The sequence below is a fragment of the Burkholderia sp. Ax-1724 genome, assembly GCF_011752995.1.
In the GTDB taxonomy this organism is placed as follows: Bacteria; Pseudomonadota; Gammaproteobacteria; order Burkholderiales; family Burkholderiaceae; genus Paraburkholderia.
Window position 1 is genome coordinate 351,817 of sequence record NZ_VWWL01000005.1, and the last position, 14,480, is coordinate 366,296.

13 protein-coding genes and 1 pseudogene are annotated in these 14,480 nt (G+C 64.5%); 12 read left to right on the top strand and 2 right to left on the bottom strand.

Annotated features, from left to right (window positions below):
* The first annotated feature begins 269 nt into the window (after positions 1 to 269).
* The 4 genes and pseudogenes from F3J19_RS09005 to F3J19_RS09020 form a co-directional block, all read left to right on the top strand.
* On the top strand, positions 270 to 863 hold the full coding sequence (locus F3J19_RS09005) for a hypothetical protein (protein ID WP_167039896.1): 594 nt from the start codon (positions 270 to 272) through the stop codon (positions 861 to 863).
* A gap of 2 nt (positions 864 to 865) precedes the next feature.
* Complete coding sequence (locus F3J19_RS09010; protein WP_167039897.1) at positions 866 to 1,663, top strand: hypothetical protein; 798 nt, start codon at positions 866 to 868, stop codon at positions 1,661 to 1,663.
* A complete protein-coding gene (locus F3J19_RS09015; RefSeq protein ID WP_167039898.1) occupies positions 1,648 to 2,052 on the top strand; it encodes a hypothetical protein in 405 nt (134 codons plus the stop codon). Before F3J19_RS09010 ends, F3J19_RS09015 begins: the two co-directional genes overlap by 16 nt.
* 181 nt (positions 2,053 to 2,233) lie before the next feature.
* A pseudogene (locus F3J19_RS09020) lies at positions 2,234 to 2,995 on the top strand (MFS transporter); the annotation flags it as partial.
* Positions 2,996 to 3,097: 102 nt separating this feature from the next.
* On the opposite strand, the gene F3J19_RS09025 reads toward F3J19_RS09020, so the two are convergent.
* Positions 3,098 to 3,823 (bottom strand): GntR family transcriptional regulator, encoded by a 726-nt coding sequence (locus tag F3J19_RS09025; RefSeq protein WP_167039900.1) that lies wholly within the window; start codon positions 3,821 to 3,823, stop codon positions 3,098 to 3,100.
* A gap of 240 nt (positions 3,824 to 4,063) precedes the next feature.
* Here F3J19_RS09025 and F3J19_RS09030 point away from each other — a divergent pair, with 240 nt between their 5' ends.
* The 3 genes from F3J19_RS09030 to F3J19_RS09040 all read left to right on the top strand — a co-directional run bounded on the left by F3J19_RS09030 (position 4,064) and on the right by F3J19_RS09040 (position 8,032).
* Positions 4,064 to 5,410, top strand: a complete 1,347-nt coding sequence (locus F3J19_RS09030; RefSeq protein WP_167039901.1) for a cation:dicarboxylase symporter family transporter — start codon at positions 4,064 to 4,066, stop codon at positions 5,408 to 5,410.
* A 24-nt stretch (positions 5,411 to 5,434) separates the two neighbouring features.
* Positions 5,435 to 6,601, top strand: coding sequence for an enolase C-terminal domain-like protein (locus F3J19_RS09035; protein WP_167039952.1), 1,167 nt, complete (start codon positions 5,435 to 5,437; stop codon positions 6,599 to 6,601).
* 84 nt (positions 6,602 to 6,685) lie between these two features.
* The gene (locus F3J19_RS09040) at positions 6,686 to 8,032 is read left to right on the top strand and encodes an adenylosuccinate lyase family protein (RefSeq protein ID WP_167039902.1); all 1,347 of its coding nucleotides are present in this window, start codon (positions 6,686 to 6,688) and stop codon (positions 8,030 to 8,032) included.
* Between the two features lie 44 nt (positions 8,033 to 8,076).
* On the opposite strand, the gene F3J19_RS09045 is transcribed toward F3J19_RS09040, so the two are convergent.
* Positions 8,077 to 8,970, bottom strand: a complete 894-nt coding sequence (locus F3J19_RS09045; protein WP_167039903.1) for a LysR family transcriptional regulator — start codon at positions 8,968 to 8,970, stop codon at positions 8,077 to 8,079.
* Between the two features lie 115 nt (positions 8,971 to 9,085).
* Here F3J19_RS09045 and F3J19_RS09050 point away from each other — a divergent pair, with 115 nt between their 5' ends.
* The 5 genes from F3J19_RS09050 to F3J19_RS09070 form a co-directional block, all read left to right on the top strand.
* Positions 9,086 to 10,528: an aldehyde dehydrogenase family protein gene (locus F3J19_RS09050; RefSeq protein WP_345891014.1), complete on the top strand. Its 1,443-nt coding sequence runs from the start codon at positions 9,086 to 9,088 to the stop codon at positions 10,526 to 10,528.
* Positions 10,525 to 11,577, top strand: coding sequence for a membrane dipeptidase (locus F3J19_RS09055; RefSeq protein WP_167039905.1), 1,053 nt, complete (start codon positions 10,525 to 10,527; stop codon positions 11,575 to 11,577). The genes F3J19_RS09050 and F3J19_RS09055 overlap by 4 nt, the downstream gene beginning before the upstream one ends.
* Before the next feature lie 2 nt (positions 11,578 to 11,579).
* Positions 11,580 to 12,596 carry an Ldh family oxidoreductase gene (locus F3J19_RS09060; RefSeq protein WP_167039906.1) on the top strand — a complete coding sequence of 339 codons (1,017 nt, stop codon included), beginning with the start codon at positions 11,580 to 11,582 and terminating at the stop codon, positions 12,594 to 12,596.
* Between the two features lie 61 nt (positions 12,597 to 12,657).
* On the top strand, positions 12,658 to 13,656 hold the full coding sequence (locus F3J19_RS09065) for an ABC transporter substrate-binding protein (RefSeq protein WP_167039907.1): 999 nt from the start codon (positions 12,658 to 12,660) through the stop codon (positions 13,654 to 13,656).
* Between the two features lie 16 nt (positions 13,657 to 13,672).
* The coding region (locus tag F3J19_RS09070; RefSeq protein WP_275692058.1) for a thiamine pyrophosphate-binding protein at positions 13,673 to 14,480 on the top strand (808 nt) is incomplete at its 3' end.

Genomic DNA, 14,480 nt, shown 5'->3' on the forward strand with positions numbered 1-14,480 from the left:
TTCCTCGCGGCACCGGCGGCGGCTTGCGGCGCGATGTCAGCGAGGCGCAGGCGATATCGTCCTTGCAGGCCGGCGCGCAAAACCTTGCCGATCTGAGCGGCCGAGCCCGTGATCAAAACGCGTTTCATACCGTGTCTCCGTGGATGCGAAGTTCCGAAAATGCCGTGCGTTCTCGAGGGCGCAGGCCGGCACGGCGCGTATCGAGGCCGCGCCTCCGTGTTGCGATGTCAGTCCCGCTACGCGAGACATATTCCGTGATAGCTAGAGCGATGCGTGTATCGGGCGGCCTGTTCCTGCGCTTCCTCGATCACGATTCCGGCCTCTCTCAGCAGCGTATCGATACGCGCGAAGACGGCAAGCGCCGTCGCCTCGCTTTCATCGGCGACAAGGCATATTGTCCCGCTTGCGACAGCTTCGGCCAAATCACTTACGGGGCAGGCGTAAGCGACCGGCATCGCCTGATTGACAACGTGAACGGCGGGCGGCGTCAAGCGGTCGGCGGCGATATCGTCCTTTGCAAATGCGCCAACCGTCCGAGAATCATCGCGATCTATGGCACAAGCTGGAGAATTACCGACCGGGGCGACGAAGACACGACTAGAGGGCCAATCGCGCCTGCGGCCGCCGTCAATCACTGGATCAGTTTCACTTTAACTGAGTTGGGAAACTTCGATGGGCTGCGTTGCGTAGCGCATTTCGCGGACGGGTCGAGTGAGTACGGGACATTTGACGCAAGCAACGTTGTTCGATTCGAGCGTGCCGACAATGGAAATGCTTGCACCCGCATCAAACTATTGCCGCGCGACAGCGCGGGCGCGTCCGGGTCTGTAACAGAATCAATTCCCTCAGCAATCGCGAGGTAAGTATGTCAGAGGTTCAAGCTAATCCGTCTATTGTTCGCAGCGGGCCGTTTCAGACGAAACAAGAGCATTCGTTGCAAACCGATATTCTTAAGGACACTCGCCATGCCTTGGAAGCAGCCGGGTTCTACTTTTCCAGTTCAGCGATTAGCGACGCTAACGTCCGCACGCGTTATGATGCAGGCGTTAAAAGAATGAGTGAAATGGTTCAGGATGAAGTAAATTCCGGGCGTATGACGGTTGCAGAAGGTGCGGAGTTCTGCAACACAATGCGTAATCAGATCATGGAAGAAACCCGGAAGGTAACTTCGGCATGGGGTCTAGCCCGTGCGCAGGGCATGAAAGGCCAAGGTATCAGCTATGAGGCCATTCTGGATCGTTACGCAAATCGGCTTTTCTCAAAGCCATTTCGCAGCTTGACGAGCGAAGAAAAGGACCAGGCTTACTATGCAGCTATTGAGGCGGCAGGGCGAAGCAACGCGAAGGTCAACGCGAAGACGGCGCGGATGCGAACAGCGGGAAAGGTTGGGCTACTCGTAACGGGTGCCCTTGCCGTGTGGGCCATCGCAGGAGCAGATGACAAGGTTACGGAGACGGCGCGACAGGGAACAATCCTTGAAGGCGGTATGACAGGTGCCGCATTGGCAAGTATGGCCGTTGGGTCTATATGCGGGCCGGGTGCGCCGTTTTGCGCAATCGCGGTTCTTATCATCGGCTCGACGGCAGCGGCTACGGTCACGGATATAGCGTATGACGGCTACCTGGACGAAGTGAAGGAATTTCAGGCATGGAGAATTCGATAGCTGACACTGACCGGGAAAACGTATGGCAGGTAATGTCGGAGTTTTTCGTGGACAATGAAATTGACTATGACTATTGGGCTGAAAAGATCGCGCAATTTCCGATTGAAGAATTGAAAGATATTTTTTTCAGAGAGGTTGCGCCGGTTTGCGGGCCTAATGTCCTAACGCCAGTGCCCCCCGCCTGGCTTACTTTCGATACTGAGTGGGTTGTGGATGAAATAAAACGCAATCTATCAAAGCGGGAAAGCTCCTTGATATATCGGGCGCGCTATGATGCCAACGTAATTTACTACCGTATCCGCTGCCGTGAGTTTTGGTCCGATGTCGAGGATGCAATTATCCGAATCCGCGCAAAGCGGCATATAGCAGAAAAGCCCACGCAGCCGTAATGAGTTTGACCTCGCTTCGGCGAGGCTTTTCATCCCCGCTGCTCTTTCGCATGCTCTTGTATCCAGTCGAGCGCCGCGCGATGGGCGTCGACATAGCTCCGTGTCGGATGCGTGCCAGTTTCGATCCCGTACCGGTACGCTCGACCGATCGACGCGCGCACGCAGCGCCGGCGCGCCCGGCATGCATCGGGCACCTGAGAAGGCACCCGAGAGGGCCTATGAGAAGGCACCTGAAAGGGTCCCTGCACGCGGCGATGCCCTTCGTCATGACGAGCCTGCGAAGCCGGTGCGATGGGGCGCGCTGCTTTCGCATCGCACGGTGCTCGGCATGATGCTCGGCTTCTTCTGCATGAACTTCGTGAAGTACTTCTTCATCACGTGGTTTCCGAGCTATCTGTTGGAAGCGCGCGGCTTCTCGCTCGCGCAGCTCGGCACGCTCGGCATGATTCCGGCGCTGTGCGCGATTCCGGGCGGCCGGATCGGCGGAGCCACGTCCGATGCGCTGTTCCGGCGCAGCTGGAGCATGACCGCCGCGCGCAAGACCTGCCTCGTCGGCGGCATGCTGCTGTCGTCATGCATCGTGCTATGCGCCTTCGCGCAAAGCCCCTTGCTCGCGATCGTGCTCTTTTCGGTGACCTATGTGAGCCTGTCCTTCGTGTCCGCCAACGCCTGGTCGCTGCCGGGCGACGTGGCGCCCACGCGGCGTCATGTCGCGACGATCAGCGCGATTCAGAACACGGCTTCGAACGTCGCGGGGATTCTCACCTCGACGTTCACCGGCGTGATGCTGACGCTCACCCACGGCTCGTTCCTGATTCCGCTCGTAACGGCGGGCGCCTTCTGCGTGATTGGCGCCGGTGCGTATCTGTTCGTTGTCGGCCCGGTCGAACCGATGACGATGAAATCATCGGATGACGAGGGCGTGGCGCTGAAGGTGACCTGAAGCGGCAGAGCCCGCCTGCCGACGGGCAACGCGGCTAATGTGGGCAAAGGCGTGGTCGAAGGCGGGCAATCTGCGCAAGGCGAGCGAGTCCGGCGCGATGGCTCAGTCATGACGCCGCAACTGCAGCGCATAAGTGAAGCGGTCAGCCGGCAACACGCTGACCGTGGCCTCGAAAACGATGCCATGCTCGTCGATATAGTGGCGCGTGATCTCCAGCGCATGCTCGTCGGCCGTCGCGCCGAGCTGCTTCGCCACGCGCGCCGGAACGCCGATCGCGCGAATTTCCTGGCGCACCTCACGCACCACGCGGCCGAAGCGCTGCTCGACCATTTCGCAGATCAGTCCCGAGCTTTTGCGCAGCTCGCGCCGGATGCCCGCACCGAGCGCCGGTTCGAGATAGACGTCGGTCCAGCAGATCGGCCGGTCCGGTTTGGTCGGATCGACGCGCAGCATTTCCGTGCGCAGCCAGCGCGAGCCGGTGGCGACACCGAGCTGCGCCGCGAGCGACGGGCTCGCCGAAATCTCCATCACCGACTGGACATGGCGCTCGGTGACGACCGCGAACTGCACCAGATCCTCGACGCTCGAGAGCGACTGCTCGAACGCCACGCGCGGCTTGCTCGCCTCGACGCGAATGCCCGCGCGCTTGCGGCGCGAAATCAGCCCGAGTTCCTGCACGCGTTCCAGCGCCGAACGCACGGTCGCGCGGCTCACGCCATATTGCGCCGACAGATCGAGTTCGCTCGGCAGCGCGGAGCCCACTTCGAACGTGCCATCTCCGATAGCCTGAATGAGTTGCTCGGCCAGTTCGGCATATCGCGGTTTCATCTGAATCTTCCTTCTTCCTCTTTGCTTTCCTTGGGCCGCGTGCATGGCGCGGCGGGCTAATGCTAGCCGCGCGCGCCGGCCTTGCCAAGCGGGGCACCGGCGGCGCGAACCCCGTCGGTTCGCGTAAACCCCTGGTTGACCCGTCCAGCATGTCTCAATATAGTCCGTACATATTCATAAAGTACGGACATATTAAGCGGCTGTCCAGACCCTGGAAAGCCGTCGTGACAGGAGATGGGCATGGCTGTGCATGGCGAGAGTGCGAATCACCCTAACTTAGAGGCTAAGCCGCCGCAGGCGCGCCGCAAGACGCCGTTCTATGCGCGGCTCGGCGTGCAGATCGTGGTCGGTATCGTGGCGGGCATCGCGCTCGGCTTTATCGCGCCGAAGCTCGCGGTGGACATGAAGGTGCTCGGCGACATCTTCCTGCGCCTCATCAAGATGATCGTCGCGCCGCTGGTGTTTCTGAACGTCGTGCTCGGCATCGCGGCGGCCGGCGATCTGAAGAACGTGGGGCGCATCGGCCTGCGCGCGCTGATCTACTTCGAGATCGTGTCGACCGTCGCGCTCGCCATCAGCATGGTGGTGGCCAATCTGTCGGGCGTGGGCCTCGGCATGCATCTCACGCAGAGCAGCGAAGCCGCCGCCGCGGTGCATGCGCAATACGGCAAGGCCGGGCCGATGTCGCTCGAACACTTCCTGCTCACGCTGTTTCCCGACAACTTCGTCGGCGCGTTCGCGAACGGTTCGCTGCTGCAGGTGCTGGTGATCTCGATCGGCTTCGGCGCCGCGCTGCTGATGCTGAACAAGGACTCGCGCGAAAGCGTCGAAGGCGGTTTGTCGCGCATGTCGGAGTGCTTCTTCAAGTTCGTCGACGTCATCATGAAGTTCGCGCCGCTCGGCGCATTCGGCTCGATCGCGTTTGCGATCGGCAGCAGCGGCATGAATGCGGTGATCGAGCTGGGCTATCTGCTCGTCGTGATGTATCTGACGCTGGCCTTCGTCGTGGTGGTGGTGTTCGGCGTCATCCTGCGGATTTACGGCTTCAATATCTTTCGCTATCTGCGTTACTTCAAGGACGAGATCTTCCTGCTGTTCGCGACGGCCTCGTCGGAAAGCGCGATGCCGCGTCTGTTCGAAAAGCTCGAACGGCTCGGCTGCTCGCGCCAGTCGACGGGTCTCGTGCTGCCCACGGGCTACGCGTTCAATCTCGACGGCACCTCGGTGTATATGTCGCTGTGCGTGATGTTCATCGCGAATGCGTACGGCGTGCATCTCGATCTGCATCAGCAGCTCGGCCTGCTCGTGCTGATGCTCGTCACGTCGAAGGGCGCCGCGACGGTGTCGGGCGGCACCTTCATCGTCTTCGCGGCGACCGTCACCGCGTCGGGCATCCTGCCCGTCGAAGGCTTGCCGATCCTGTTCGGCATCAACCGCTTCACCTCGCAGGCGGTGTCGATCTGCAACGCGATGGGCAATAGCGTCGCCACGCTCGTGATCGCGAAGTCCACCGGCGAGTTCGACGAGAGCAAGGCGCGCGGCGAATATCAGCGCGTGTTCGGCGTCGCGCCCGGCAAGGTCATCTGAATTCGGAATCTCAAAGGAAAAATGATGCGTATTACGTCCGTCAGGGAAATTTCAGTTCCGCTCGAAGGCAATGTCGCGAACGCGCTCGTGAGTTTCGCGGAGCACGATGTGTCGCTGGTCGCGCTCGAAACCGATGTGGTGCGCAACGGCAAGCCGGTGATCGGCTATGCGTTCGATTCGATCGGCCGCTTCGCGCAGGGCGGCATCCTGCGCGAGCGCATGATTCCGCGCCTCGAAGCCGCCGCACCCGAGACGCTGCTCGACGCGAGCGGCGAGCTGTTCGATCCGGAAGCGGTGCTGAAGACCGTGCTGCGCAACGAAAAGCCGGGCGGTCATGGCGACCGCGCGGCGGCGGCGGGCGCCCTCGAACTCGCCGTATGGGACCTGAACGCGAAGCTGCGCGACGAGCCGGCCTATGTGACGATCGCGCGCCATTACGGCCGCGCGGGCAAGCGCGAAGGCGTGAACGTGTACGCGGCGGGCGGCTACTACTACCCGGACGATAGCGTGCAGCGTCTCGCCGACGAGTTCAGCGGCTATCGCGCGATGGGCTTCGATGCCTTCAAGATGAAGATCGGCGGCGCGGACCTGAAGACCGATCTCGCCCGTATCGAAGCGGCGCTGACGGTCGCGGGCGAAGGCCAGCGTCTGGCCGTCGACGCGAATGGCCGCTTCGATCTGGAGACGGCGCTCGCCTACGCGAAAGCCATCGCGCCGTATGACTTGCGCTGGTACGAAGAGATCGGCGATCCGCTCGACTTCGATCTGAACCGGCAGGTTGCGCAGGCCTACGCGGGACGTATCGCGACTGGCGAGAATCTTTTCTCCGTGCCGGACGTGAAGAATCTTGCGCTGTTCGGCGGCATGCGTCCGGGCAAGGACATCTTCCAGATGGACGCGGGGCTCGCGTACGGCCTCACCGAATACGCGCGCATGATCGAGCTGATCGAGCGTCACGGCTTCGACCGGGCGCAGGCGTATCCGCATGGCGGCCATCTGATCAACCTGCATATCGCCGTCGGCCTGGAGTTGGGCGGCTGCGAGGCGTACCCGGGCGTGTTCCAGCCGTTCGGCGGTTATCCGGCCGGCTGCGGTATCGGCGGCGGGCTGGTGCGCCCGACCGACGCGGCGGGCTTCGGCCTCGAAGAGAAGGACGGTCTGCGCCCGTGGCTGGCGCGTCTTTCGAAGTAAAGCGCGAAGTCAATCGCGCAGTAAAGCGCTCAGTAAATCGCTCAGTAAATCGCGAACTCAATAAAGGCATTCAAGGAGCCCGTCATGGCAACGACTGTTTTCGATTCGGCATTGTTCCGCGACATGTTCGGCACGCCCGAGATGCGCGAAGTGTTCTCCGACGAGGCGTATCTGCGCCGCTGCATCGACGCGGAAACCGCGCTGGCCCGCGCGCAGGCGCAGGCCGGCCTGATTCCCGGCGACGCCGCGAGCGACATCACGGCGAAGGCCGATTTCGGCAAGCTGGACCTCGAGAAGCTGCGCCATGAAACCGAGATCGTCGGTTATCCGATCCTGCCGCTCGTCAAGCAGGTGAGCGAGATGTGCGGCGAGGCGGGGCGCTATCTGCACTGGGGCGCGACGACCCAGGACATCATGGACACCGCGACGATGCTGCAATGTGCGCGCGGCGTCGCGCTGATCGAAAAGCAGCTGGACGAAGTGCGTGAGGCGTTACGCGAACTCGCGCTCAAACATGCCGACACGGTGACGGCGGGCCGCACGCATCTTCAGCACGCGCTGCCGGTCACGTTCGGGTTTCGCGCGGCGGTCTGGCTGTCGGCGCTCAATCGTCATGCCGAGCGTCTTCAGCAGATGAAAGCGCGCGCGTTGATGGTCGAGTTCGGCGGCGCGGCGGGCACGCTCGCGTCGCTCGGCGACCCCGAGCGCGCGCTCGATACGCGGCGGCTTTTTGCCGAGGAACTGGGGCTGCGCGATCCCGAGATCACCTGGCACGTCGCGCGCGACGGACTGTACGAACTCGTCTCGGTGCTCGCGGGCATCGGCGGCTCGCTCGGCAAGATCGCACTCGACGTGATGATGATGGCGGCCTCGGAATTCGGCGAAGTCGCGGAGCCGTTCGTGCCTGGCCGCGGCGCCAGTTCGACGATGCCGCAAAAGCGCAATCCGATTTCGAGCGAGCTGATGTTCGCGGCGGCGAAGATGCTGCGCGAGCGCGCGGCGCTGATGCTGGACGGCACGATGCACGATTTCGAGCGCGCCACCGGACCGTGGCATCTCGAATGGAGCGCCGTGCCGGAGAGCTTCCTGCTCGCGGCGAGCGCGCTGTTCCAGGCGAATTTCATGCTGCGCGGCTTGCAGGTCGACAGCGCGCGCATGCGGCGCAATCTGGACCTGACGGGCGGTTTGATCGTCGCGGAAGCGGTCATGATGGGGCTCGCGCCTGCCATCGGGCGTCAGCATGCGCACGACGTGGTGTACGACGCGTGTCGCGTTGCGATCGAAAATGGCCGCACGCTGTACGACGTACTCAAGGACAACGAATCGATCCGCGAGCGCTTCGACGACGCGAAGCTGAAGGCACTGACGGACCCGACCAACTATCTCGGCGCGGCGGCGCTGATGGCGCGTTCGGTCGCGGCGCGAGCCTAGATCGACCCGCCTGGATAGCCGGCGTGCCCGCGCGGCACATGCGGCTATATATCGAGCCCGTATTCGCCCGCATGTTCCGCGATCAGATCGCGCAAGACCCGCGCGAAGCTTCGCGCGGCCGGCGACATGTTGCGGTCCGAGCGGGACAGCAGGCAGACGTTGCGTCTCGCCTTCGGATCGTCGATCGACAGGAAGCGCACGCCGCCCACGCCGCCGATGCGCGTCAGGCTCGGCAGCACGGTGATGCCGATGCCTTCCCGCACGATCGACAAAAGCGACATCACACTGCGCGCATGCATGATCTGATGCTCGTTGATCGAGAGAAACGCGGGCGTATCGATACCGTCGCAAATCCCGTTGCCGACGAACGAGCGGTCGCGCAATGCGTCCCACGGGATCGGTCCGTCTATCTTGCAGAGCGGGTCGTCCTCGCGCACGACGAGCGATAGCGGCTCGGAAAACAGCAGCTGGACGTCGATGTCCGGCAAGCGGCGCGAACTCGCAATACCCCAATCGATGACTTCACGGCTCACGGCCTCGGCAATCGCCTGAGAGTCGAGGTCGCGCACGCGCACGACCGCGGCATCTTTCTCGGCGCGGAAAATCTGCAAGGCGCGCGGCAGGAACGTCAGCGAAATGGACGGCAGCACCGCAATCTCGATGCTGCCCGCGCCATTGTGAATAAAAGAACTGATCGAACGATCCACGCGCCTGTTGTGCTCCAGAAGATCGCGCGCGCGATCCACCACGAACTCCCCGAAGCGCGTCAAGCGCGTCTTGCGCTCGCCCTCGAACAGCGCACCGCCGATTTCGTCTTCGAGCTGCTTGAGCGTCATCGACACCGCCGACGGCGTGCGGTGAATCCGCTCCGCCGCCGCGCGAATGCCGCCGGTTTCGGCCACCGCCACCAGGACACGGTACTGCATCAGATTCGGCACATTCGTCTCCGTTTCAGAAAACCTGAACAAAAGTATAGTTTATTAGAATTGACTGAAACAAATTGATGCCGTCTTATAGATGTCACGGAAACATTTTTTGGTGAGAAGAGTGGATATCAAACCTAACTTCATAGCTGGCGAATGGCAAAGTGCCACGGACTTCATCGAGAACCTGAACCCGTCGGACACGAACGACGTGATTGGCCGTTACGCCCAGGCCAGCGCGGCACAACTCGATGCCGCGCTCGATAGCGCGCGTGAGGCGCAGCGGGTGTGGGCCGCGACCGGACTCGAGGCGCGCGCCAACGTGCTGGACGCGGTCGGCCGCGAACTGATGGCGCGCTCGGGCGAACTGGGCGAGCTGCTCTCGCGGGAAGAAGGCAAGCCGCGCGCCGAAGGCGTGGGCGAGGTGTATCGCGCCGGCCAGTTCTTTACCTGGTTCGCCGGCGAAGTGCTGCGCCAGCCGGGCGATGCGGTCGCGTCGGTGCGCGCGGGCGTCGACGTCGACGTGCGCCGCGAGCCGATCGGCGTCGTCGCCGTGGTGTCGCCGTGGAATTTCCCGATCGCGACGGCGAGCTGGAAGATCGCTCCCGCGCTGGCCTTCGGCAATGCGGTCGTGTGGAAGCCGGCGAATCTCACGCCGGCGAGCGCGGTCGCGCTGACCGAGATCATCGCGCGTCAGGCGATTCCGAAGGGGCTCATGAGCCTCGTGATGGGCAGCGGCCGCCAGGTCGGCCAGCGGCTCGTCGAAGACCCGCGCGTGGCGGCGGTTACCTTCACCGGCTCGCTCGAAGTCGGGCGCGGCGTGGCGGCGGCGGCCGTGCGTAACCTGACGCGCGTGCAGATGGAAATGGGCTCGAAGAACGCGCTCGTCGTGATGGACGACGCCGATCTGGACCTCGCCGTGTCGCTCGCGGTGAACGGCGCGTTCGGCGGCACCGGGCAGAAGTGCACGGCCTCGTCGCGGCTCGTCGTGCACAACCGTGTGCATGACGCGTTCGTCGAAAAGTTGGTCGCGCGCACGCTCGAACTGAAGGTCGGGCATGCGCTGCAAGCGGGCACGCAGATCGGCCCGGTGGTCAGCGAGCAGCAGCTCGAAGCGAATCTGGCCTACGTCGAACTGGCCGCGCAGGAAGGCGCGACGCGGCTGTGCGGCGGCACGCGCGTCGAACGCGAGACGCCCGGCTACTACATGGAGCCGGCCGTGTTCGCGCGCACCCACAACGCGATGCGGATCAACCAGGAAGAAATGTTCGCGCCGATCACCTGCGTGATTCGCGCCGACGATTTCGACGAAGCGGTCGATATCGCGAACGACACGCCGTTCGGGCTGACGGCCGGGATCGTCACGCGTTCGCTCGCGCGCGCCTCGGCCTTTCGCGAGCGTTCGCGCTCCGGTTGCGTGATGGTCAATCTGGCGACCGCCGGCACGGACTACCACGTGCCGTTCGGCGGCACCCGGCAGTCGAGCTACGGGCCGCGCGAGCAGGGCCGCTACGCGGTCGAGTTCTATACCACCGTCAAGACTTCGTACATTCACGCTGGAGAGGCCGAATGAATCGCGCCGTCACGCCTTCGAAGAGGATCGTCATCGACGGGATGCAGTTCGCACGCTGGTCCCGCAAGGTGTTCGAGCAGATGCGCGACGGCGGCGTGTCCGCCGTGCACGTCACGGTTGCCTATCACGAGAACTTTCGCGACACCGTCGATCTGCTTGTCGAATGGAACCGCCGCTTCCATGTGCATGGCGACCTGATCGGCTTCGCGGGTTCGGGCACCGAGATGGACGCGGTGATCGACAGCGGCCGCACGGCGATTCTGTTCGGGCTGCAGAATCCGTCGCCGATCGAAGCCAATATCGGCCTCGTCGAGGTCTTGCATCGGCTCGGTATCCGCTTCATGCAGCTCGCGTACAACAACCAGTCGCTGCTGTGCACGGGCTGGACCGAGCGCAACGACAGCGGGCTCACCAACATGGGGCGCGAGGTGGTGCGCGAGATGAACCGGCTCGGCATGATCGTCGATATGTCGCATGCGGCCGAGCGCTCGATGCTCGACGCGATCGAGTATTCGGCGCGCCCGGTCGTCGTGAGCCACGGCAATCCCTACACCTGGCGCAATACGCAGCGCAACGTATCGGACGCGGTGCTCGACGCGCTTGGACAATCCGGTGGCCTGCTCGGGCTGTCGCTGTACCCCGGCCACATGATCCACGGCTCGCAGACCACGCTCGACGAATTCGCGCGGATGGTGGCCGGACTCGCGGAGCGCATCGGCGTCGAGCATATCGGCATCGGCTCCGATCTGTGCCAGGAGCAGCCGCCGCGCGTGCTCGGCTGGATGCGCGAGGGACGCTGGAAGCATCCCGAACCCGACGACGGCATCGCGGCGGGCTTCCCGCCGCAACCCGAGTGGTTCCGCTCGAATCTCGATTTCGGGCTGGTGAGCGGCGGCTTGGAGCGTGTCGGTTTCAGCGCCGCGGAAATCGACGGCATCCTCGGCCTGAACTGGCATCGCTTTCTGCATCAGGCATTGAGCGAGGGCGGTCCCGCGCCGAGCGGCGGTGACGACGAGGTATCGCCGTTCGGCGATGCCAACGGAGCATGAGCATGACGACGGGGATCGCACTGCCGGTGGCCGAGATCGAATCTATCGCGCGGCGCGCGCTGCTGAACGCGGGCGCCTCGCAGGACCAGGCGAGCGCGCTGGCGGTGTCGGTGGCCGCCGCCGAGGCGGACGGCATCGCCTCGCACGGCCTCGCTTACCTGCCGGTCTACTGCGAGCACTTGCGCTGCGGCAAGGTCAACCCGGCCGCCGTGCCCACCGTGCAGGCGCACGGCAGCGTGGTGCGGGTCGACGCGGACGCCGGCTTCGCGCATCCGGCAATCGGGCTCGGCTTCGCCCAACTGGTGCCGCTCGCGAAGCAGCTCGGCGCCGCGGTGATGGCGGTGGCGAACTCGTACAACTGCGGCGTGCTCGCCTATCACACGGAAACGCTTGCGCGGCAAGGCGTGGTGGCGCTCGGCTTTACCAACGCGCCCGCGTCGATCGCGCCGTGGGGCAGCGCGACGCCCGTGCTCGGCACCAATCCGTGGTCGCTGGCGGTGCCCGACGGCGAGGGCGGCGTGCATTTCGTGATCGACCAGAGTTCGTCGACGGTCGCCAAGAGCGAGGTGGTTCGCCACCGGCGCGACAAGCGGCCCTTGCCGGACGGCTGGGCGCTCGATCGCGAAGGCCGTCCCACCAATAGCGCGGACGCCGCGCTCGACGGCGGCTCGATGGCGCCGGCCGGCGGCTACAAGGGCGTCAGCAATGCGCTGATGGTCGAGATGTTTGCCGCGTGCCTCGCCGGTGCGACGCCCGGGATTGCCGCGTCGCCGTTCTCGGGTCCGGTGGGCGGGCCGCCGCGCACGGGACAGTTCTTTATCGCGCTCGATCCGGCGGCCACCTCGGGTGGCACGTTCGATGCGAGGCTGAAGGTCGTGATGGAAGCGTTCGCGTCGGCCGCGGGCGCGCGCCTGCCGGGCAGCCGCCGGCGCGCGGCGCGCGAGCGCCATCGCGATACGCCGGTCATGGTGGATGCCGTGGTGCACGGCGCGGTGGTGGCGCTCGCGGGCGCGGGTTGACGGCATCGGCGGGGCCTGCCGTCTTCGCTTCATCGATGAACTTTTATAAAAGGAGACACAGATGTTTCGCATAACTAGACGGTTTTGCATGGCAGTCGCGCTGTGCGCGGCGAGTGCGATGAGCGTGTCGGCCTTCGCCGAGCCGCTGCAGAAGATCGTGCTGCGCACCGACTACAAGTTCAACGGCTACGTCGCGCCGTTCGCGCTGGCCGTCGTGAACGGCTATTACAAACAGGCCGGTCTCGACGTATCGATCGAGCAGGGCCAGGGTTCGGGCACGACCGTGCAGACCGTCGCGTCCGGTGCCGACGACTTCGGTCTGTCCGATGCCTCGATCGCCGTGCTCGGCATTACCGCGCAGAACATCGGCGTGAAGCTCGTTTCCGTGTACACGCAAACGGCGACGATGGGGCTCATCTACCGCGCCAATTCGGGCTTCACCGGCGACCTCAAGCAATTGCAGCACAAGGCCGTGATTTCGAGCGCCGGCACCGCGGACCTGCGGATGCTGAATCCGGCGCTCGCGAGCGTGGGCATGAGCACCGACGACGTGCAACTGCAGATCGTCGATGCGAACGCGCGCGTGCCGCTGTTCCTGAAAACCGACGGCGCGTTCCTCACCGGCTTCGCGACCGGCGACCTGCTGCGCATCCGCAGCCGCATGCCCGACGCGAAGTACATGCCCTACGCGAAATACGGCGTGGTCGCGTACGGCACCGGCCTCATCGCGAGCGACGACATGCTCGCGAAGCATCCCGACGTGGTGCGCAAGTTCGTCGACGCGAGCCGCAAGGGCTGGGAAGCGGCGCAGCGCAACCCCGAGGCGGCCGTCGACGCGAGCCTGAAGCTGTACCCCGATCTGAACCGCGAGTTCGTGGCGGGCGGCCTGAAGATCGCGCTCAACGAACAGCTGCATACGCCGGCCACGGCCGGTCATCCGATTGGCTGGACCGACGAGGGCGACTGGAAAAAGATGCTCGACGTCCTCTCGAAGTACGCGGGTGTCCACAATCCGAAGGCACCGTCCGCTTACTACACCAACCAGTTCATCTCTCAATAGGGACAGCGGGAACGCAATGAGTACAGCACAGGCAATCTATAACGCCATCGCCGCCGAGCAGATCGATCACGTGTTCTGCGTGCCGGGCGAAAGCTACCTCGCGGTGATGGACGCGTTTCACGGCAGCGACTCGCCGCGCCTGATCGCGACGCGCCACGAAGAGGGGGCTGGGCTGATGGCCGAGGCATGGGCCAAGGCCACCGGCAAGACCGGCGTCTGCATGGTGACGCGCGGGCCCGGCCTCACGCATCTGGCGATCGCGCTGCATACGGCGCAGCAGGACTCGACGCCGCTCGTCGCGCTGGTCGGCCAGGTGCCGTCGGACGTGCGCTATCGCGAGGCGTTCCAGGAAATGGACGTGGTCGCGTATGCGCGGCCGATGGCGAAATGGGCACTCGAAATCGGCCGTGGCGACCGTGCCGCCGAACTGATGCAGAAGGCGTTTCACGTCGCGCAAAGCGGCCGGCCCGGCCCGGTGGTGGTGAGCCTGCCCGAGGACGTCGACCGCGAGCTGGCCGTCTCGGCGCCGGCGCGCATGGCCGAGGTCTACGCGGCGGCGCCGTCGCCGGCCGGCATCGAGGCGGCGGCCGCGCTGCTGCGCGACGCGAAGCGGCCGTGCATCGTGGTCGGCGGCGGCGTGACGCGCGGCGGCGCGAGCGCCGATGTCGTGGCGCTCGCCGAGAAGCTCGGCGCGGCGGTGTTTACCGGCTGGCGGCGCTTCGATGCATTCCCGAATCACCATCCGCTGTATCTGGGACCGATGCCGGTGCTGCCGGCCGATCTGGCCGCGCCGCTGCTCGAAGCCGACGTGATCGTCGCGATCG